The organism is Actinomycetospora sp. NBRC 106378, from assembly GCF_030269685.1.
Classification (GTDB): Bacteria; Actinomycetota; Actinomycetes; order Mycobacteriales; family Pseudonocardiaceae; genus Actinomycetospora.
This window is the reverse complement of sequence record NZ_BSTT01000015.1, coordinates 32,410-52,623: the sequence shown is the minus strand read 5'-3', so window position 1 is coordinate 52,623 and position 20,214 is coordinate 32,410. Positions and strand designations below refer to the sequence as shown.

At 75.8% G+C, this 20,214-nt stretch carries 19 protein-coding genes; 10 read left to right on the top strand and 9 right to left on the bottom strand.

From position 1 onward, the window contains the following. Nucleotides 1-69: 69 nt before the first annotated feature. From QSK00_RS25105 to QSK00_RS25095, 3 genes are read right to left on the bottom strand one after another with little or no spacing between them, the layout of a single operon-like run. Nucleotides 70-780: a hypothetical protein gene (locus QSK00_RS25105; RefSeq protein WP_285595281.1), complete on the bottom strand. Its 711-nt coding sequence runs from the start codon at nt 778-780 to the stop codon at nt 70-72. Nucleotides 781-815: 35 nt separating this feature from the next. Then, nucleotides 816-3,059 carry a TOMM precursor leader peptide-binding protein gene (locus tag QSK00_RS25100; RefSeq protein WP_285595279.1) on the bottom strand — a complete coding sequence of 748 codons (2,244 nt, stop codon included), beginning with the start codon at nt 3,057-3,059 and terminating at the stop codon, nt 816-818. Between the two features lie 3 nt (nt 3,060-3,062). Further along, nucleotides 3,063-3,209 (bottom strand): hypothetical protein, encoded by a 147-nt coding sequence (locus tag QSK00_RS25095; RefSeq protein ID WP_285595277.1) that lies wholly within the window; start codon nt 3,207-3,209, stop codon nt 3,063-3,065. Nucleotides 3,210-3,399: 190 nt separating this feature from the next. Here QSK00_RS25095 and QSK00_RS25090 point away from each other — a divergent pair, with 190 nt between their 5' ends. The 6 genes from QSK00_RS25090 to QSK00_RS25065 all read left to right on the top strand — a co-directional run bounded on the left by QSK00_RS25090 (nt 3,400) and on the right by QSK00_RS25065 (nt 8,612). Then, nucleotides 3,400-3,900, top strand: a complete 501-nt coding sequence (locus QSK00_RS25090; protein ID WP_285595275.1) for an SRPBCC domain-containing protein — start codon at nt 3,400-3,402, stop codon at nt 3,898-3,900. 19 nt (nt 3,901-3,919) lie between these two features. Beyond that, complete coding sequence (locus QSK00_RS25085) at nt 3,920-5,020, top strand: acyl-CoA dehydrogenase family protein (protein ID WP_285595273.1); 1,101 nt, start codon at nt 3,920-3,922, stop codon at nt 5,018-5,020. A 32-nt stretch (nt 5,021-5,052) separates the two neighbouring features. Next, entirely contained in the window at nt 5,053-5,811 is a 759-nt protein-coding gene (locus QSK00_RS25080; RefSeq protein ID WP_285595271.1) for an SDR family NAD(P)-dependent oxidoreductase, read from the top strand. Next, the gene (locus QSK00_RS25075; RefSeq protein ID WP_285595269.1) at nt 5,808-6,944 is read left to right on the top strand and encodes an epoxide hydrolase family protein; all 1,137 of its coding nucleotides are present in this window, start codon (nt 5,808-5,810) and stop codon (nt 6,942-6,944) included. Before QSK00_RS25080 ends, QSK00_RS25075 begins: the two co-directional genes overlap by 4 nt. Next, on the top strand, nt 6,941-7,297 hold the full coding sequence (locus QSK00_RS25070) for a hypothetical protein (RefSeq protein ID WP_285595267.1): 357 nt from the start codon (nt 6,941-6,943) through the stop codon (nt 7,295-7,297). Before QSK00_RS25075 ends, QSK00_RS25070 begins: the two co-directional genes overlap by 4 nt. A gap of 127 nt (nt 7,298-7,424) precedes the next feature. Beyond that, nucleotides 7,425-8,612: an epoxide hydrolase family protein gene (locus tag QSK00_RS25065; protein ID WP_285595265.1), complete on the top strand. Its 1,188-nt coding sequence runs from the start codon at nt 7,425-7,427 to the stop codon at nt 8,610-8,612. Nucleotides 8,613-8,637: 25 nt separating this feature from the next. On the opposite strand, the gene QSK00_RS25060 is transcribed toward QSK00_RS25065, so the two are convergent. Further along, nucleotides 8,638-9,777: a winged helix DNA-binding domain-containing protein gene (locus QSK00_RS25060; RefSeq protein ID WP_285595262.1), complete on the bottom strand. Its 1,140-nt coding sequence runs from the start codon at nt 9,775-9,777 to the stop codon at nt 8,638-8,640. Continuing rightward, nucleotides 9,774-10,778, bottom strand: coding sequence for an MDR family NADP-dependent oxidoreductase (locus tag QSK00_RS25055; protein ID WP_285595261.1), 1,005 nt, complete (start codon nt 10,776-10,778; stop codon nt 9,774-9,776). Before QSK00_RS25055 ends, QSK00_RS25060 begins: the two co-directional genes overlap by 4 nt. A 178-nt stretch (nt 10,779-10,956) precedes the next feature. Here QSK00_RS25055 and QSK00_RS25050 point away from each other — a divergent pair, with 178 nt between their 5' ends. From QSK00_RS25050 to QSK00_RS25040, 3 genes are all read left to right on the top strand, one after another. After that, entirely contained in the window at nt 10,957-12,192 is a 1,236-nt protein-coding gene (locus tag QSK00_RS25050; RefSeq protein WP_285595259.1) for a cytochrome P450, read from the top strand. A gap of 29 nt (nt 12,193-12,221) precedes the next feature. Further along, entirely contained in the window at nt 12,222-12,776 is a 555-nt protein-coding gene (locus tag QSK00_RS25045; protein ID WP_285595257.1) for a hypothetical protein, read from the top strand. A 103-nt stretch (nt 12,777-12,879) separates the two neighbouring features. Then, nucleotides 12,880-14,601: an MFS transporter gene (locus QSK00_RS25040; RefSeq protein ID WP_285595255.1), complete on the top strand. Its 1,722-nt coding sequence runs from the start codon at nt 12,880-12,882 to the stop codon at nt 14,599-14,601. Between the two features lie 135 nt (nt 14,602-14,736). Here the strand turns inward: QSK00_RS25040 and QSK00_RS25035 are convergent, their stop codons facing one another. Next, nucleotides 14,737-15,582, bottom strand: a complete 846-nt coding sequence (locus QSK00_RS25035; RefSeq protein ID WP_285595253.1) for an SDR family oxidoreductase — start codon at nt 15,580-15,582, stop codon at nt 14,737-14,739. Nucleotides 15,583-15,760: 178 nt separating this feature from the next. Here QSK00_RS25035 and QSK00_RS25030 point away from each other — a divergent pair, with 178 nt between their 5' ends. Then, nucleotides 15,761-16,999, top strand: coding sequence for a cytochrome P450 (locus QSK00_RS25030; protein ID WP_285595252.1), 1,239 nt, complete (start codon nt 15,761-15,763; stop codon nt 16,997-16,999). Between the two features lie 73 nt (nt 17,000-17,072). Here the strand turns inward: QSK00_RS25030 and QSK00_RS25025 are convergent, their stop codons facing one another. The 3 genes from QSK00_RS25025 to QSK00_RS25015 all read right to left on the bottom strand — a co-directional run bounded on the left by QSK00_RS25025 (nt 17,073) and on the right by QSK00_RS25015 (nt 20,184). Next, nucleotides 17,073-18,545, bottom strand: coding sequence for an alpha/beta fold hydrolase (locus QSK00_RS25025; protein ID WP_285595250.1), 1,473 nt, complete (start codon nt 18,543-18,545; stop codon nt 17,073-17,075). Continuing rightward, on the bottom strand, nt 18,542-19,183 hold the full coding sequence (locus QSK00_RS25020; protein ID WP_285595248.1) for a DinB family protein: 642 nt from the start codon (nt 19,181-19,183) through the stop codon (nt 18,542-18,544). Before QSK00_RS25020 ends, QSK00_RS25025 begins: the two co-directional genes overlap by 4 nt. 77 nt (nt 19,184-19,260) lie before the next feature. Continuing rightward, nucleotides 19,261-20,184 carry an alpha/beta fold hydrolase gene (locus QSK00_RS25015; protein ID WP_285595246.1) on the bottom strand — a complete coding sequence of 308 codons (924 nt, stop codon included), beginning with the start codon at nt 20,182-20,184 and terminating at the stop codon, nt 19,261-19,263. Nucleotides 20,185-20,214: the final 30 nt, after the last annotated feature.

The following is a 20,214-nucleotide window of genomic DNA, read 5'->3' as shown; positions in this document are numbered from 1 at the left end:
GTCCCCGGCCCCCCGTGAGTCACGGTCGGACCACCGACACTAGTGGATCGTGATCCACCACGGCAGCGGTCACGGACCGGAGTTCACAACCGTGACGAGCCCGCCGGCGCGGAGGTAACCGACGACGTCGCGCGCCACCTCCCCGGGGACGCGCGCCGCGGCGGCCAGCTCGCCGACCGTTCCGGCACCCCGGTCCAGCGCGGTCTCGACGACGGCCAGCGACGCGGGATCGTGCAGGACGGCCCGGTGGGTCGCGCCCGGGGCGACGAGTTCGGGCACGCGCGCGTCCGGGCGCAGGTGGGCCCGTGCGACGGTGGTGACCGCCTGCCCGGGTGGGGTGGGCACCAGGTCGAAGGCGCTGCCGCGTGCCGTGGCGAGCAGGGACAGCAGCAGCCCGTGGCCCTGGGCGGACGCCAGCGTCGGGACGACGGAGCCGCCGAGGCGGTCGAGGGCCTCCTTCACCCGCCGCCACGGGCCGCAGTCGCCCCGCCCGGACTGCCAGTGGCGGTAGGCCTCGTCGAGACCCCGGACGTTGTGCAGGGCGACCGGCCCGAGGGTCATCCGCCGGAGCGCCTCCCGCAGCACGGGGGAGGGGCGGGGGACGAGCACGTCGACCACGACCGGGGCGGAGGAGCCCGCCGTGTCGATCCACGGGCCGCAGACCCGCAGGTCGGCGGGCACGTCGACGGCGGGGTCCGGGGCGGCCGGACCCGCGTCCCGGACCGCGAGACCCTCGCGCAGCGACCAGAGCGGGACCCCGCTCAGCAGGCTGGTGGCCACCGGCATCGTCTCCTCCGTCCCCGGCCCGCGGCCGCTCACAGGAACATGGGCACCGGGTTCAGGTCCTCGAACGCCAGAGGCCTCCGCCGGCGGCCCAACGTGACCGGAACCTGGTAGAGCCTCCCTGGAGCGAGCCTCGACCACCAGTGCCGGAGACCGGGGGCGATCACCCGCACGACCGGCAGCCCGACGTCGGGCCGGGTCTGGTCGAGCACGAGCAGCTCGGACCCGGCCGACTCGATGCGGCCACGGAGGGCGTCGATCTCGGTGAGCAGGTCCCACCCGTCGCCGCGCGGCCGCGGCGCCCCGGCCCCGCCGGGCAGCGGGCGCAGGTACGGCTGGTTCTCGACGGTGGCCGTCCGCAGCCACGTCGCCAGGTCCGGGTCGGTGGCGGCCTGCTCGAGGAGCGGGCCCGGCTCGACGAAGGCGGGCATCATCTGGTTCAGCTCGCACAGCGCGCGGCGCAGCGCGGCCCCGGGGTCGGGATGGGCGCCGAAACCCAGGGCGATGTCCTCCCGGTCCCCGTCGGTCCGCCGGGAGAGGGCGACGACGACCGGGACGCCGAGGTCGGCGGACACGTCGAGGGCCCACACCTCCCGGCCCATCGACGCGTGCGCGGCGAGGACCTCGGCGATCCACGGGTCGTCCGTCGCGTCGAGCTCGATCCCGGGGACCCGGGAGCGGTCGTACCACCAGATCGCCACGGCGTCCCGCTCGACGAGCTCGAGCATGCCCTGCAGGACCGCGTCCTCGACGGTCGCGCCCGCGGCGCAGCCGTTCGAGTCCGCGGCGACACTCGTCGGACCGGGGGCGCCGTAGTAGAGCATCCCGGTCGGCAGCAGCCGGTGGCGCCGGGCGCTGAGCGACCAGACGGGCGTCCAGTCCATCTCCTCGTCGGGGTCGAACGGGTCGAGCACCCGCTGGAACGGGGAGTGCTCGCGGTTCCAGACGTCGCGGCCGGCGAGCTGGCGCGGGTCCTGCAGCCGGCACCGGTCGGGGTGGATCGCGTCGGGGCCGAGCGACCGCAGGCTGCCGCGCACGGTGGCCTCGTCGCCGTGGAAGGCCCCGGACGACCGCTCGACGGACTCGCAGATGGCGCCCAGCTCGGCGTCGAGATCGGTCGTGCCCTTGCCCCCGGTGAGTCCGCGGAGCGCACTGCGCAGGCCCGCGAGTCCCGCGGTGCCGTCGGCCGGGGCGGCCGCGGGGTTGGCGCCGGAACGGAAGGACCGCAGGGTCGTCGGGCCGCGCTCGTCCCGCCGGACCGACCGGACGACCCCGGTGAGCGGGTCGACGAGGGGGGCGAGACGTTCCCGGGTCCGCCAGGCGGGCTCGGGACGCAGCCCGGGCCCGTCGGCGGGGCGGGAACGCAACGACACGGGCCGGTGGGCGCGGTCGGCGACCAGGTCGGGGTCGCCGCAGGTGGGGCACTCCGGGCGGCGGACGACGGGGTGACCGACGACCTCGCCCCCGAGCACGTCCGAGGTGGTGATGCGGGCGGGCTCGTCCGTGCGGCCCCCGGCGATCCGGACCGCGGCGAGCAGAGCGGCCCCGTGGACGGCGAGTCCGAGCACGGGGCGCGCCGGATCGGGGCCCGGCCCGGCGTGCTCCGCGACGAGCGGGCGGTTCGCGAGCACCCGGGTCCGCAGGCAGTCCCAGCAGGGACCGGTCCCGTGCTCGATGACGGGTCCCTGCCAGACCTCCCGGCTGCCGGGGCGGACCGGCAGCCAGGGGACGCCCGCGGCACGTAGTGCCGTGGCGAGGCGTGCGACGGCGTCGGAGCGGTAGTCCCGGCACAGCACGACCGCGAGGTGCGCCGGATCGTGGGGGAGCGGCCCCACGACGGGCTCGACGTGCCCCACGCCGGCCTGGCGGATCGCCTCGGCCAGCGGCTCGGCGTCGAGCCCGTCGGGCGCGAGGACCAGGACGGTCGCCGCCTCGAGGCGCGCCTCGGCGGTGAGGGCGTCCCAGCGGGCGGCGTCGAAGAGGGCGAGCCGCGCCGCCCGGGGCGGATCCGGCGGCGCGGGCGCCTCGTGGTGGGCGAGCAGACCTGCGGTGTCGATGCGGTCGAGGAGCTCGGCCACCACCCCCGGCTCGAGGCCGTGCGGTCCGGAGATCAGCTCGGCGCGGCTCCGGGAGCCGTCGAGCCACCGGGAGACCGGCGCGACGTGGGTCCCCCGCAGGACGACGACCCCGCGCTCGTCCTCGAGCGCGACCCCACCGCCGGCGAGGACCGTCGGGCGCAGGTGGCGGCGCCACCCGATGCGCTGCTCGCCCGCCACGACTCAGCCGTGCTCGTGCGGCTGCGGCGCGGCGGGGACCTCGACGCAGTAGGTCACCAGCAGTGCCCCGGACGCCGCGGGCGGGGCGTCGAACGGCAGGAACTCGATGACCAGGGGGGTGGCCGTGGCGCGGGACTCGTGGTTCGGCATCTCGGGCTCCTCACTCGAAAAGGTGACACCAGTACCCCATCGCGGCGCGATCCAAACCAGTGACCGGGTCACCGCCCACCTGTGAAGAACTCACGGCGCCACGCCGTTCGAGCGAGGTCCGATCGGGGCCCGAGGTCGCGCCCCCAGGGTCGTGGACGCAGAGGCACCCGTTCGACCCGCAGGAGGAATCGTGACCGCTGTTCCCGCCGGTGAGGTCCCCGACGTCCGCAAGGCGGTCGAGGTCGAGGCCACCCCCGAGGAGGCGTTCGACGTCTTCGCCCAGCGCCCCCTGGAGTGGTGGCCCGCCCACCACGTGTTCGTGACCGACCGGCGCTCGATCACCATCGAGCCGGTCTTCGGTGGTCGGTACTACGAGACCGGGGCCGACGGCACCACGATCGACTGGGGCACGGTCGTCGAGTGGGACCGCCCGCGCCGGCTCGTCCTGACCTGGCGGATGGGGCCCGGCTGGCGCCCCGTGTACGACGACGCGCTGGCGAGCCTCATCGAGGTCGACGTGACCCCGACGGGCCCCGGCACCTGTGAGGTCGCCCTGACCCACGCGCGGCTCGACCGGCACGGCGAGATCGCCCCCGGGATCCACGCGGCGCTGCAGGGACCCAGCCCGGGGCCGACGCTCGAGCAGTACGCCGAGGTCGTCGCCCGCCGCGTCCCGCCGCGTGCGGCGTGACCCGCGGCCGGGGATGACGATGTTCCACGACGTCGGACTGCTCACCCTCGCCGAGAAGGCCGCGGACCTCGCCGGCGACCACGCGGCCGAGGCCGACGCGACCCGTCGACTGGCCCCCGAGGTCGTCGAGGCCCTCCGCGACGCCGGGTTCGCGCGGCACTTCGTGGCGGCCGCGGCCGGCGGCTCCGAGGGCTCGTTCACGGAGTTCGCGCGCGCCGTGATGGCGGTCGGGGCCGCGTGCCCCTCCGCCGCCTGGTGGGCCTCGCTGACCGCGTTGTCCGCGCGCTTCGCGGCGCACCTGCCCGCCGAGGGCCACGCCGAGCTCTGGGCGGAGGGCCCCGACGCCCTGGTCGTCGCCGGACTCCCACCCATGGGGCAGGCCGCGGTCCGGCCGGGCGGCGACGTGCGGTTGACGGGCCGCTGGAGCTACGTGAGCGGCCTCGACGAGGCCGCCTGGGTCCTGCTCTGCGCCCGGGTCCCCGTCGACGGCGCGGACCCCGAACTGCGGTTCTTCCTCCTGCCGCGCGCCGACGTGACGGTCGCGCAGACCTGGGACAGCACCGGGATGCGGGCGACCGGTACCCACACCGTGATCGTGGAGGACGTCACGGTCCCGGCCCACCGGTCGTTCGCCCGGGCGGACCTGGTCGCGGGGCACAGCCGCGCCTCCACGGTGCCCGTCCACAACGTGCCGTTCCAGGCGGTCGGAGGCCTGACCTTCGTCGCGCCGGCCGCGGGGGCGGGCGCCGGGGCCCTCGCCGCCTGCACCGGATCGATCGCCGGGAAGCGGCTCGGTCCGCTCGCGGCGACGGCCCTGGTCCGTGCCTCGGGCCGCATCGACGCCGCGCGGCTGCTCGTCGAGCAGAACGCCGCGGTGCTCGACACCCGCGAGTTCACCCCGCTGGCCATGGCGCGCAACGAGCGCAACGCGGCGTTCGCGGCCGAGTCGCTCGCCGCGGCCGCCGGGGAGCTGCTCGGCGCGGCCGGCACGGGTGGGCTGTCCCAGGGGCGGCCGCTGGAGCGGTTCTGGCGGGACATCGCCAGCGCGACCAGCCACATCGCCCTGCGCTACGACACGGCCGCGACCACCACCTACCCCGCCGCGCTGGCTGCCGCCTGACGCGGTCCCCGATCCCGAGGGAGACACACACGATGTCGGATCAACCCTTCGCCGCCGCCCGGGTGGTCGTCACCGGGGGAGGTTCCGGGATCGGCCGCGCGGCCGCCCTCGCGTTCGCCGACGCCGGTGCCGCCTCGGTCGTCGTCACCGGTCGCCGTGCGGACCGGCTGGCCGAGGTCGCCGCGGCGCACCCCGCCGTCGTCCCCGTCGTCGCGGACGTCGCCACCGCGGCGGGCGCCGACCGGGTCGCGGAGGCCGTCGAGGCCGCCGGCGGGGTGGTCGACGTCCTCGTCCACAACGCGGGCATCTTCCGGTTCACCCCGGTCGACGGGCTCGACGCGGACGTCGCGCAGGAGGTCCTCGCGACCAACCTCCTCGGGCCGCTCCTGCTCACCGGGCGGCTGCTGCCGACGCTGCGGGCCGGGGCGGCCGTGGTGATGGTGTCGAGCCGGGCCGGCCACAACCCGACGCCGGGGGCGTCGGTCTACGGGGCGAGCAAGGCGGCCCTCGACAACCTGACGCGCTCCTGGGCGGCCGAGCTCGCCCCGCGCGGCGTCCGGGTCAACGCCGTCGCTCCCGGCTTCGTGCGGACCGACGCCTACGCGGCGAACGGGATGCCGCCCGCGGCGGTCGAGGGGCTCTTCGCCCAGGTCGCGTCCACGGTGCCGCTCGGCGAGGTCGGTGAGGTCGACGACGTCGTCCCGTGGATCACCGCGCTCGCCGCCCCCACGAGCCGGCTCGTCACGGGGCAGGTCGTGACGATCGACGGCGGACTGGACGTGGCCGCATGACCGCCACGGCCGACGCCCCGACCCTCACGCCGTTCACCGTGGCCGTGCCCGAGGCCGAACTCGCCGACCTGCGGCGACGGCTGCACGCGACGCGCTGGCCCGACCCGCAGACCGTGCCCGACTGGTCCCAGGGCGCCCCGCTGCCCTACGTCCGGGACCTCGCCGAGTACTGGGCCCGGGAGTACGACTGGCGCGCGACCGAGGCCCGGCTGGCCGAGCTGCCGCAGTACCGCGTCACCCTCGACGGCCTCGGTGTCCACCTCGTCCACCTGCGGTCACCGCACCCCGGGGCGCGGCCCCTGCTGATCACCCACGGCTGGCCGGGGACGTTCGTCGAGCAGCTCGACGTGCTCGCCGACCTCGTCGACCCGCCGGACCCGGCCGACGCGTTCCACGTCGTCTGCCCCTCCCTGCCCGGCTTCGGGTTCTCGGAGCGGCCCGCCGGACCGGGCTGGGGCGTCGAGCGCATCGCGGCGGCGTGGGTGGAGCTGATGGGCCTGCTCGGCTACGAACGCTTCGGGCTCCACGGCGGCGACTGGGGCTCCTACGTGAGCTCGACGATCGCCCTGCGGTACCCGGACCGCGTCACCGGGCTGCACCTGACGATGCCGGTGGCCGCGAAGCCGGAGACCCCGGTCGAGCTCGACGCCGCCGACCAGGCGAAGCTGGCGGCCGCCTACGCCGACTGGCGCTCCGGGTCGGGCTACGCCTCGATCCAGTCCACGCGCCCGCAGACGCTCGGCTACGGGCTCACCGACTCCCCGGTCGGCCAGCTCGCCTGGATCGCCGAGAAGTTCTGGGAGTGGGCCGACCACGACGACGACCTCGACGCGGTCGTCCCGCGCGACCGCCTCCTCGACACCGTCTCGACGCACTGGTTCGCCCGCACCGCGGCCTCGTCGGCGCGGCTCTACTGGGAGAGCTACCAGCGGGTGTCGACCGAGCCGGTCGCGGTCCCCACCGGCTGCTCGATCTTCCCCGGGAACGCCTGGATGCCCCGGGCCTGGTGCGAGCGCCGGTTCACCGACCTGCGCTCGTGGCACGAGCTCGCGAGCGGCGGCCACTTCCCGGCGCTGGAGGCCCCGCGGGTGCTCGCGGCCGAGCTCCGCGCGTTCTTCGGGGGGCTGCGGTGAGCGCGGCCGGACCGATCGGGGGGTGGACCGCCGAGGTCCGCCGTCCGCGGGGACGGGTCACCGAGACGCTGCACTTCACGCCCGCCGGGCGGGTCTTCCTCCTGCCGCGGGGAGGATCGGGGTGGTGGTGCCGGGCCGACGACGACCGCTTCACCTTCACCATCGCCGAGCCCGTCCTCGGGGACGACGGCGCCTTCCGCGGCTGGGTTCGGATCGAGCAGAGCGGGATCGTGCGGGACGGGCGGTTCGCGAGCAGCGGGACGTCCCGGGTCTACGACGCCGACGGTGCGGAGCTCTACACCGCGACCGTCTCGATCTCGGCGCGCCCGCAGGCGCCGGCGCTCGCTGCCTGACGTCGGCGAGCGGCCCCGCCGGGACGGTCGGCGGTTCGAGCCCCGCTCGACCCGGCCCCGGGACGGTGGTCGGGTCGCAGGGACCCCTGCGACCCGACCGTCGTCCACTCCCGGGAGTCGCCCGACCATGACCGTCCACGTCGCGGGGCCGCCCGCGCCCTCCTCGCTCGAGGAGATCCGCCCCTTCCGCGCCGAGGTACCGCAGTCCGACCTCGACGACCTCGCGGGCCGGCTCGCCGCCACCCGCTGGGCCACCGAGGTCGAGCCCGATCCCGCCGCCCCCGTGCAGGCCGGTCCGGTCCCGCCGGGCTGGGAGTACGGCGTCCCGCTGTCCTACGTCCGCCGGCTCGTGGAGTACTGGCGCTCCGGCTTCGACTGGCGCGCCGTCGAGGCCCGGCTCAACGCCCACCCGCAGTTCCTCACCGAGATCGACGGGCAGCGCGTCCACTTCCTGCACGTCCGTTCCCCCGAACCGGACGCATTGCCGCTGATCCTGAACCACGGCTGGCCGAACGGCGTCGTCGAGTTCCTGGACGTCCTCGGACCGCTGACGGACCCCCGGGCGCACGGCGGTGACCCCCGGGACGCGTTCGACGTGGTGCTCCCGTCGCTGCCCGGCTTCGGCTTCTCCGGCCCGACGGGGGCCCCGGGCTGGAACCGGTACCGGATCGCCGCCGCCTGGGCCGAGCTCATGCGCCGCCTCGGCTACTCCCGCTACGGCACCCACGGCAACGACGCCGGCGCCTACGTGGCCCCCGAGCTCGGCCGCCTGGCGCCCGGGGCCGTCGTCGGCGTCCACGTGAGCCAGCTGTTCTCGTTCCCGTCCGGCGACCCGGCCGAGCTCGAGGGGCTCACGGACGACGAGCAGGCGCAGCTCGCCTTCCTGCAGGTGTTCGACGAGGAGATGTCGGCGTTCGCGAAGCTGCAGGCGACCAAGCCCCAGAACCTCGCGCACGCGCTCGCGGACTCGCCCGCGGGCCAGCTCGCCTGGGTCGCCCAGCTGCTCGCGTCGACCTCGGACGAGCACGTCGTGACGAACGCCGCGATGGCCTGGTTGACCAACACCGGGGCGTCGTCGGCCCGGCTCTACTGGGAGGACCGGCACGCCGCCGCGCCGGTGACCGGCCCGACGACGGTCCCGACGGGGCTGGCCAGCTTCGCCTACGACTTCACCCCGCTCCGGCGGTTCGCCGAGCGCGACCACGCGAACATCGTGTCGTGGCACGAGTACGACCGGGGCGGGCACTGGTCGGCACAGGATGCCCCCGACCTCCTCGTCGAGGACCTGCGCGGCTTCTTCCGCGGCCTGCGCTGAGCGCGCCGGCCGGGCGGCCCCTCCGTCAGGAGGCGGCCGCCCGGCGGCGCCAGGAGGCGGGAGCCGCCGGCGCGGCCCGGGGGGCCTCCCCGGTGACCCGCACCGAGGCGGTGCGCCCGAGGAAGGTGCCGAGCGCGGTGGCCGCCGCCTCGAACGGCGCGGGATCGATCCCCGGGAGGGGCCGCAGCTCGACGCGGACGCGGCGCGCGGCGAGGGTGCGGCGCCACAGGCCGACGACCTGACCGTCCGCGACCATCGTCGCGTGGAACATCCCGTTGTAGGTCGAGATGGCCACCTCCCCGTGCCGGGCGAAGGCGGCGCTGCGGTCCCGGTACCCGATCAGCAGCTCGTCGTAGGCGGGGAGCAGGGCGGCGCCGCCGCCTGGATCCGGGGTGGGGTCCGACGAGGCGGCGCGCCAGTACTCCTGACCGGACACCACGTCGCGCACCAGACCGTGCGCCACCGCGGCGAGCCCGTCGCGGGCCTCGCGCATCGACAGGCCCGACCAGGTCGCGAGGTCCCCGACCGTCGCGGGTCCGTGCGAGGCGAAGAACCGTCCCGCCAGCAGGGCCACCGCCTCGTCCGGGGCGAGCGCGCGGCGGCGCGGCGCCCACTCCTCGAGCAGCACGAAGGTCTGGACACCGGCGAGCGGAGGGCCGGGACAGACGACACCGGTCTGCGCGAGGTACCCGAGGATGAAGTAGACCTGCTGGCGGTCGTCGGGGATCCCGACCGCGGCCAGGGCCGCCGCGACGTCCGGGCGGGTCATCGCCCGCCCCCCGGCGAGCCCGGCGACGAGCGTCCGCCGGGCCTGGTCCATCACCTCGTGGTCCACCCGGTGGTAGCGCCACGCGGACGGGCCGAGACGGGCGGCGACCCGCGCCGCGAGCAGGTCGACCATCCAGCCCGCGTCCTCGGCCGGGACGTGGTGCAGGGTGCCCCGCATGGCCCAGGTCCGGACGATGCGCCCCTCGGCGAGCGCCCGCTCGACGTCGGCGAGCCGCGCACCCGCCGTCCGGAGCCCGAGGGCCCACAGCGACTGGCCGGGGTCCTGCGCCTGGACCGCCCCGAGCGCGCGGACGACGTCCTCGGGGCGGTCCGGTCGCGGGCCGCTCAGGTGCTGGTGGGCGACCCGCATCGCGGCGAGCGCCGCCGCGTCGGTCACAGCCGGACGGTGACGTTGCCGGTGAAGTCCCCACGCAGCAGGCCCACCAGCGTCGTCGGGGCGGCGTCGAGGCCACCCTCCACCACGGTGTGCGGGTAGGTGAACCGTCCCTCGCCGAGCCACGTGCCGAAGTGGGTGAACCAAGCGGCGATCTGCTCGGGCAGGTGGTAGCACGCGAACGGCCGGAGCTCGACGCCCCGGGTGATCGCGGTCAGGACGTCGAGGCGGGGCAGGCCGTCCTTGCCGTCGATCTGGCTGGCCAGCGCCCCGCACAGGGCGAAGCGGGCCCCGTGGGCCGCCACCGCGAGGGCCGCCTCGAACTGCTCGCCGCCGACGTTGTCGAAGAACACCGAGACACCGTCCGGGGCGAGCTCCCGCAGCCGGTCGACGACCGGCCCGTCGTGGTAGTCGAAGGCGGCGTCGAACCCCAGCTCCTCGACGAGGTAGCGCACCTTGGCCGGTGACCCGGCGCTGCCGATCACCCGGGAGGCGCCCCGGCAGCGGGCGATCTGCCCGGCCAGGGACCCCACGCCGCCCGCCGCCCCGGACACGAACACGACGTCCCCGGGGCCGACCCGGGCCACGTCGACCATGCCGTGGAAGGCGGTCGGCCCCTGCCCGAGGTAGTAGGCCGGGGACGGGAACATCCCCCGCCCGACCGGCGTGAACCGCGCGGCCGGGCCGGCGGCGTACTCGGCCCAGCCGTCGAACGAGACGACGAGCTCGCCGACGGGGAGCTCCGCTGACGACGAGCGGACGACGGTGCCGACCGCCCCGCCGCCGATCCGCGAGCCCGGCCGGTAGGGCGGCATCGGCAGGTCGCAGCCCTCGCGCATCAGGTCGCCGAACGCGGCCGCGACGTGCAGGTACTCCTGGCGCACCACGACCTCGCCCACGGGCAGGTCGATCTCGACGGTCTCGAAGAGGTCGTCGGTGAGGTCGTGCTCGAGGTACCGGCGCAGCCGGACCTCGCGGGTGCGCTCCGGGACGGACTCGCTCATGGGGGCTCCTGGCGCTCGGGGGCTGCGGTCGTCTCGGACCGAGGACTACGGGGGTGTCCTCGAGGGGCGCTCGGGCGCCGCGACCGTCCGGGCTCCAGCGGTCGTCGATCCCACCGGCCGACGGTGGGTCCTCGCCGGCCGGACGTCGCGCCGGCTCCTTCGCCTGGGAGGCACCGACGTGACCGACATCCTCGCGCCGTCCCGCTGCCCGGTGGCGACCTTCCCGTTCGCGGGATCGAGCCACCTGGGTCCCGCGCCGGAGTACGACCGCCTCCGGGCCGAGTCGCCGGTGGTCCGCGTGCACACGGCGGGCGGGGTGGACGCCTGGCTGGTCAGCAGCTACGCCGAGGTCCGCGAGGCCCTCGCCGACCCGCGTCTCTCGCGCGCCGCCACCTGCACCCCGGACGCGCCCCGCATCGGGGGGTCGATGACCACGACCCCCGAGATGATCATCTCGATGGACGGCGCGGAGCACGCGCGGCTGCGCAAGCTCGTCGCCGGGGCGTTCACGATGCGGCGCGTGGAGGCCATGCGGCCCCGGGTGCAGGAGATCGTCGCCGAGCTCCTCGAGGACATGGCGGTCGCCGGCCCGCCGGTCGACCTCGTCCAGGCCCTCACCCTCCCGATGCCGCTCACTGTCATCGGCGAACTCCTCGGGGTCCCGCGCGACGACCTCGCCCGGTTCGAGAAGTGGGCCCGGGCGTTCGCCACGGTCGACGAGCGCGCGGGCGGCGAGGAGTCGATGGCGGGCCTCGCGAAGCTGAACGAGTACATCGTGGGACTCGTCGCGGCGAAGCGGGCCGCGCCCGGCGACGACATGCTCTCCGAGCTGATCGCGGCCCGGGACGACGGCGACCGGCTCAGCGAGCAGGAGCTGGTCACGTTCGGCTTCACGCTGATCGGCGCCGGCTTCGACACCACGGCCAACCAGCTCGCCAACTCCGTGCTGGCGCTGCTCGACGAGTTCCCCGAGGCGTGGCGGGCGATCGTGGCCGATCCCGGTCGCATCCCCGACGCCGTCGAGGAGCTGCTGCGCCGCGTCAACCTCTTCGCCACCGACACCACCGGCTTCCACCGCATCGCCACCGAGGACCTGACGCTCGGCGGGGTGGACATCGCCGCCGGCGACGTGGTCGTGCTCGCGCTGGCCTCCGCGAACCGGGACGGCGACGTCTTCGACGACCCCGAGCGGCTCGACGTCGCCCGCGCCCGGAACCCGCACCTCGCCTTCGGGCACGGCATGCACTACTGCCTGGGCAAGCACCTCGGCCGCATCGAGATGCAGGTGGCCCTCGAGGGCCTCGTGCGCCGCTTCCCGGACCTGCGTCTCGCCCGGCCGGCGGCCGAGCTGCCGTGGCACCGCGGCGAGATCAACCACACCTTGTCCGCCCTGCCCGTGGCCTGGGGCCGGTGACCGGCCGCACCATCGAGAGGAACCCGACCGTGACCGACATCCTGCACACCGACACCGACACCGACACCGGGCCGCGCGCCGCCGGCGTCTCCTTCCACCGCCCCGGCCCCCCGGGCCGGCTGGGCCGGACCGGCCTGGTCCTCACCGTCGTGCTCGCCGTCGTCGCCGCCCTGGTGGCCGCGGGCGTCGTGCTCGGGCTGGCGTCACCGTCGACGGCCGACCTCACCGGTCGATGGGCCATGACGGTGACCATCCACAGCCAGGACCCGCCGCAGGTGGTCGCCCTCACCTGCGACTTCGGCGCCGACCACCACCTGCGCTGCCTCAACGTCCCCGGGACGGCCCCGCTGGAGGGCAACGGCGTGTGGAACAGCGCGGACGGGGGGCGCTTCGGCTTCTGGATCACCCACCACGCCCAGCTCGACGCGCAGGGCCGACCGACCGGCTCGATCTACGCCGAGCACCTCGGCCGGCTCGAGGGCGGCCGGTTCACCACCCACGGCCTCACGTTCGTCGACATGCACGACGGGTCGCCCTGGATGGGTCCCGTCGCGGTCGAGGCCGTCGCCGACCGGGTCCGCTGACCTCACCCGATCGGGGCGCCGGATCCAGCGCCTCTCGAGTGCGTACCGCTTCCCTGCCACCAGGCACGTCCGTGCAGTACCGACTCCCGACAGGAGACCTGCCATGACCACCGCAGACCTCGAGGCGCCGGGTACCGGCGCCCCGGAGCCGTCCGTCGGCGGGGGCGTCGGAACGTCCGACGCGACCGGCCCCGCGACCACGCCCGACCCCCGACGGTGGCCGGCCTTCATCATCATGACGGTCGCCGTCTTCATGGACATGCTCGACGGCAGCGTCGTCAACGTCGCGATCTCGACGATCCAGCGCGACGTCGGGCTGAGCTACGCCGCCGTGCAGTGGGTGACCGGCGGTTACCTGCTCGCCTTCGCGCTCCTGCTCATCACCGGCGGCCGGCTGGGCGACATCATCGGGCGGCGCCGGACGTTCCTGCTCGGGGTGGCCGGGTTCACCCTCGCCTCGCTGGTCTGCGGGCTGGCCGGTGACCCCTCGGTGCTGATCGGTGCGCGCATCCTGCAGGGCGCCATGGCGGGCATGATGGTCCCGCAGGTCCTGGCGATCGTGCACGTCACCTTCCCGAACGAGGAGAAGGGCAAGGTCTTCGCCGTCCACGGCGGCGTCGGCGGCATCGCCGCGACCATCGCCCCGCTCATCGGCGCGCTCCTCGTGGCCGCGGACATCTTCGGGCTCGACTGGCGGCCGATCTTCCTGATCAACGTCCCGGTGGGCATCGCCGGCCTCGTCCTCGGCGCCCGCTACATCCCGGAGTCCCGGTCCGAGGACGGCGCCCGCCTCGACCTGCCGGGTGTCGTGCTCTCCGGTCTCGCCCTGCTCCTGCTGATGGTGCCCCTCACCTTCGGTCGGGACCTCGGCTGGCCCGTCTGGGGCTACGTCTCCATCGGCCTTGCCGTCGTGGTGCTCGCCCTGTTCGTCGTCCAGCAGAAGGCCACGGCCCGCCGCGGCGGGGCGCCGCTGCTGGCGCTCAACCTGTTCGGGCTGCGCAGCTTCTCCGCGTCGCTGGTGCTCGTGGTGACGATGTTCCTGTTCACGGGGATGTTCATGCTGTCGCTGTACCTGTACATGCAGAACGGGCTCGGGTGGACCCCGCTGCGCTCGGGCCTGACCACGCTGGCGTTCGCGATCGGCGCCTTCGTGACGGCGACGGCGTCGGTCATCGTGCTCGTGCCGAAGTTCGGACGTGCCGTGCTGCAGGTCGGTGCCGTCACGATCGCGGCCGGCGTCGGCACCTTCCTGCTGGTGAACGGCCTGCTCGGCGGGTCGATCTCCACCTGGGCCATGCTCGTCCCGCTGTTCGTGATCGGGCTCGGCTTCGGTGCGACCGCCACGCCGCTCACGCTGTTCGGCCTCTCCGAGGTCCCGATGCGGGACGCGGGTTCGGCCTCGGGTCTGCTCAACACCAAGCAGCAGCTCGGCTTCACGCTCGGCATCGCGGCGGCCTCGCTGGCCTTCTTCGCGCCGCTGACCGCCCTCGCGTCGGACAGCGTCGAGGCCTCGGTGCCGGCGGCCCGGGCCGCCGTGGTCGCGGCGGGCGTGCCGGCGGACCGCGTCGAGTCGGTGGTCGCCGGCTGGCGGGCGTGCACCGTCGACGAGCTCGCCGAGGCGAGCCCCACCGCGGTGCCCGCCACCTGCTCCGACCCGGCCGTCACCGGGCCCGAGCTGGCCGCGATCTCGGCCCAGGCCCGCGCGGACAACTTCGCGGGCGCGTTCGAGATCACGCTCTACACCGCGCTCGCGCTCATGGTGGTCGTGTTCGTCGCCGGCGGACTCCTCCCGCGCCACCTCGACCCGACGGGCCCGACGGCCTGAGCCGGTCGTCCCCCGACGCCCCCGTACCCGTCCGGGTACGGGGGCGTCGTCGCGGACCGGGGTGCGGCCCCGGGACCCGACGTACGACGAGGGCCCCGCCGGTGGAACCGGCGGGGCCCTCCGTCGTGTCGTGGGTCAGGCGGCGGAACGGTCGAAGAGGGCGAGGTTCTCGCTCGCCCACTGCCGGAAGGTCCGGGCCGGGCGCCCCGTGATCGACTCGCAGGTGCGGGTCGGCGCCGGCCGCCCGACCCCCGCCCCCCACTGGTCGAGCAGCGAGGTCAGCACGGGCGGCGGGATCCGTCCCGCCAGCGTCCGCTCGGCCTCCGCGCGGTCGAGATCGCGCACCGCCACGTCCCGGCCCAGCAGCGACGCGATGGTCCCGATCTCCTCCCGGAAGGTGAGGGACTCGGGTCCGGTGAGAGTGACGGTCCGGCCGTGGAGCTCGTCCCCGGTGAGCGCGGCGACCGCGACGTCGGCGATGTCGTCCTCGTGCACCGGGGCGACCTGCGACTCGGCGAAGGGCTGGTCGACCACGGCGCCCTGCCCGATCGGCCCGGCCCATCCCGCCGCGTTCCCCGCGAACGCCCCCGGCCGCAGGATCGTCCACGCCAGCCCGGAGCCCGTCAGCGCGTCCTCCACCACCGCGTGGTGGCGGGCCAGCGGGTCGGTGGCCGCGTCCGGCAGCTCGACGGTCTCCGAGGACAGGAGGACGACGTGACCGACGCCCGCGGCCACGGCCGCCGTCAGGAACTCCGTGCTGCCCGCCGGCTCCGCGTAGAGGAAGACCCGCTCGACGTCCGCGAGCGCGTCCGCGTGGGTGGCGGGGTCGGTCAGGTCGAGCGCGACGGTCGGCGTCCCGGGCGCCACCGCCAGGCCGCCGGGGGTGCGGCTCGCGGCGCGCACCGGCCGACCGGCCGCCTGCAGGCGTCGGAGCACCCTGGCCCCGACGTTGCCGCGGGCACCGGTCACGAGCGTCGTCATGAATCTCTCCGTTCGTCCGACCGGCGGCTCTCGTCGCCGCCGGCGGTGGATCTCCGACGCCGGTCATCGCAGCGCGGGTCGCTGGAGGCCGCGTCGAATGCGGCCCCGCGGCTCCAGCCGGTCTCCGCCGCCGCCTCCTACCGTCGTCCGGGTCGACCGCCGACCGAGGGGACCCGCCGTGGACGTGGCCGTGACGACGCCGACCTTCCCGCTCCCGGGATCGAGCCACCGGGGGCCGGCGCCGGCCCTGGTGCGACTGCGCGAGGAGGACGGCCCCGTCGTCCGGCTCGGCGTCCCCGGCGGGGGGCACGCGTGGCTGGTGTGCGGGTACCGGGAGATCCGCCGGGTCCTCGAGGACCCGCGCTTCAGCCGGGCCGCGTCGTACGCCCCGGGCGCCCCGACCTTCGAGGGGCTGTTCCAGGCGCCGCCGGACATGATCGTCTCGCTCGATCCGCCCGACCACACGCGGCTGCGTTCGCTGGCCGAGCAGGCGTTCTCCGCGGAGCGCATCGCGGGTCTCCGGCCCCGGGTGCGTGCCCTGGTGGGCGACCTGCTCGGCGCCGTGGCCGGCGGGGAGGGCCCGGTCGACCTGCTCGGCGGCTTCGCCGATCCCCTGGCGTACGGGGTCATCGGCGAACTGCTCGGGGTCCCGGCGGCCGACCGGCCCCGGTTCGCGGCGTGGATCCGGGCCCTCTCGCAGGTCGGTGGGCCCGCGGCCGGAGCCGTGGCCGCCCGCGAGCAGCTCGGCGCGTACATGGCCGATCTGGTGGTGCGGGCCCTGGCCGACCACGACGCGGGGCGCGCCGCCGGCACCGTGCTGGACGCGCTGGTGGCCGCCCGGGACGGGACGGACCGCCTCACGTTCGACGAGCTCGTGGGGCTCGGCTACACCCTGCTCGGGGCGGGCGCCGACTCGTCCGGCGCGCAGTTGGCCAACTCGGTCGTGGTCCTGCTCGCCGACCACCGGGCCACGTGGCGCCGGCTGGGTCGGCGCCCGAAGGAGGTCCCGGCCGTGGTGGAGGAGCTCCTGCGCACCGTCAACCTCAACGCCGACGACACCACCGGCCTGCCCCGGATCGCGCTGACCGACGTCGAGCTCGGGGGGACGACGGTCCCGCGAGGCGCCGCGGTGTTCGTCGCGCTGGGGTCGGGGAACCGGGACCGCGCGGTGTTCGCGGCGCCGGACGAACGGCGCTTCGACCGGCTCGGTGCGCCGCACCTGGCCTTCGGCCACGGGGTGCACCGCTGCCTCGGCGCGGCACTGGTGCGCCTGGAGATGGGCGAGGCGCTCACCGCGCTCACCCGGCACCACCCCGAGGCGGCCCTCGCGGTCGGCGAGGACCGGCTGGAGTGGCTCCCCGGCAACGTCAACCACCGGCTGCGCGAGCTCCCGGTCCACCTCGGCCGGCGGGCGTAGCTCCCGCCGCTCCCGTGACGCCACGACGGGGGCCGGGACACCGCACGGTGTCCCGGCCCCCGTCGTCGTGCGGTCAGGCCGCCACGGCCCGGTCGTCGGCCGGCACGTCGGGCCGCGCGACGGTGGACGGCAGCTCGACGTCGGCGGCGGGCAGGACGCCCTCGACCAGGTACCGCTCGACGAGGGCGTCGAGCGGGCCGTTGCCGACGAACCCGTAGAGCTCGTGCTCGCCCGAGTCGGTCACGAGGACGAGCCGGTGGCCGAGCCGGGCCGCCATCGTCTCGCCGCCCTCCACGCGGTCGAAGGGGTCGCCGTCGGCCTGGACGACCAGGCCGACGGGGTAGCCGCGACGCTCGATGACCGTCGGTGCCTCCCGCGAGACGAAGCTGCGGAAGGCGCCCACCCACGGCTGCGCGCGCAGCACGCCGAAGCCGTAGGGGTGCCGGGCCCGGTGGTGGCGGACGTCCTCGGCGTACACCTCCAGGTCGGTGGGCCAGGGCGTCTCGAGCGTGATCGCCTCGAGGACGCCGATCCGCAGGTCGCCCTCGGCGTCCTGGGGGCGCCAGGTCCCCTCCCCGGCGATGAGCCGACGGGTCCGGTCGTGGTCGGCGTCCGCGGTGGTGGCGAGGAGCTCCCCGACGAGGCCCGCGAGGGAGTCCCACTGCGAGCGGTCGGTGGCCCGGGTACCGACCGCACCGTCGAACAGCGTCCGCATGCGGACGCCCTCGGGGTGGTCCCGGGCGATCGCGTCCGCGCTGTCCTCGACGGCCCCGAGCACGGCCTCCGGCGTGTCACCGAGCCCGAAGGTCCCGTGCCGCGCCGCGGTCCACGCCGCCCAGAGCTCGACGTTGCGGTACACCGCCTCGGCCTGCGTGACGAACTGCTCGCGCCACGTCCAGTCCGGGTTGACGCAGGAGTCGAGGACACTGCGGTCGAGGTGGTCCGGGAACATCGAGCCGTACACGGCGCCCACGTAGGTGCCGTAGGCGTACCCCACGAACGAGAGCGTGGCCTCGCCGAGCACCGCGCGGATCAGGTCCATGTCGCGGGCGGTGTTGCGCGTGGTGATGTGCTCCCGCAGGTCCCCTCCGCCCCGCGCGCAGCCGCGTTCCCGCTCCCGCATGTCCTCGGCCAGCTGGTCGAACAGCGAGTCCGGCGGGCGCGAGTCGAACGGCGCCCGCGGGACGCTCACCTCGCTGTGGAGGCGGGTCGAGCCGCCCGTGCCGCGCGGGTCCAGACCGATCAGGTCGTGGACCGCGGCGACGCCGGGGGAGAGGACGAGGGGCAGCCGGGTGCCGAGGCCGCCGTCGCCCCCCGGGCCACCGTTGACCGACAGCAGGATCCCCCGCCGACGGCCCGGGTCGGTGGCGCGGCGCCGGCTCACCGCGAGGGTGAGGCGCTCCCCGCCGGGGTCGGCGTAGTCCCGCGGCACCTCGACGGTGGTGTGTTCGAGACCGTCGGCGTCGGGGTCGGACCACGCGAGCCGCTGGTCGACGAAGGCGGTGAGCGCCTCGGTCGGCGAGGCGCCGGCCGGTGTCGGTGTCATGAGAGGACCTCCGCTTGTCCGTGCTCGTGTCGACGGTCAGGGTCGGCCGCCGGGCTCGAGGTGATCTGGAGCGACGGCGGCCGCCACGGCCGGACGACCCCGGACTCCGGCCAGCCCTCCCGGGCGGCCAGCAGCGGGAACGCGGTCGCGCCGTCGATCGACTCGCGGACGATGTCCGCGTGCCCCGCGTGGCGGGCCGTCTCCTCGATGAGGTGCAGCAGCACCCACCGCACCGACCAGGCCCGGACGTCGGAGGGGAACCACGGGGTGTCCGGCGGCACCGGGACCGCACGCCCCAGGTCGACCTCCGCGGCGACCACCCGGTGGGTCTCCTCGGCCACCTCCCGGTAGAGGGCGAGGACGTCCTCGAGGCTCTCGCCGTCGAGGCGGCGGAAGGTGTCGTCGTACCCCACGGCGTCGGGGCGGTCGCGCCCCAGCAGGATGTCGGTCCAGCCGCGTTCGGTGTGTGCGGCGTGCTTGATCAGCCCGAGGACGGTGAGGGGCGAGACGCTGGCGGCGATCGTCGCCTGCTCGGTGGTGAGACCGTGCGCGGTGACGGTCAGCCCGTCCCGTTGCTGGTCGAGGAAGGCCAGCAGACCGGCCCGTTCGTCGGGCACGGGCGGCGGCAGTCCGGGCATGGCTGGGCTCCTTCGTCACGGGACCGGCGGGAGCGGCGACCCTCGCGGGTCCCGCTCGCGCCGGACTGGAGGCGCCGTCACGCCGCGGCGCGCCATCCGGCCTCCACCTCCCGGTCCCAGCGGCACCGGGCGGCGTGCACCACGCCCACCACGATCGAGGCGACGGCGTCGGTCCGTTCGTGGGGCAGCATGTGCCCCGCCCCGGGCAGCACCACCAGCTCCGCCCCCGGGAGCCGGCGGACGATCTCGCGGGCGTGGTCGGTCGGCGTGACGCGGTCCCGGTCGCCCACCGCCACCACGACGGGGATGCCGTCGAAGGCGACGAGGGCGAGCCGGAAGTCGATCTCGGCGAGGCTCCGGCGCAGCGTCGTCATGACCCCCAGGTGGCACGACGCGGCGAGCTCGGCGACGTCCGCGACGGCGACGTCGTCGGCGCGGGCGCCGAAGGCCAGCCAGCGCGTGGCGGGACGGAGCACGGCGGGCGGCAGCGGGAGGTGGTCGAACCCGCACCCGGTCAGCACGGCCACGCCGCGGCGTTCGAGGCCCAGCAGGGCCGCGCCCAGCACCACCGGCAGCCCGAGGTCGAGCCGGCCCAGGTCACCGCTCGACGTCGCGAGGAACACCACTCCGGCGACGCGGTCCGCGACCAGGTCGGGGTGCCGGTCGGCGAGGGCCATCGCCACCATGCCGCCCAGGGAGTGCCCGACCAGGACGACGGGTCCCGTGACGCCGGTGGTCAGCAGCTCGGCGAGGTCGTCGGCGAGGAGCGCGACCGAGGTGTGCTCGTCGGCCCGCGTGGACCAGCCGTGCCCGCGGTGGTCGTAGCGGAGCAGACGCAGACCGGCGGCGCGCAGCGGTGCGATCAGCGGATCCCACGCCCGGAGGTCGAGGGCGTAGCAGTGCAGCAGGACGACGGTCGGCCCCGGCGGCGCCTCCGGCGGGTCGGCGTGGTCGTCCAGGTACAGCGCGGCGCCGTCGGCGGCGACGAACCACTCGTCCATGGGACCCCTCCTCGCGCGTGGGCTCGGAGG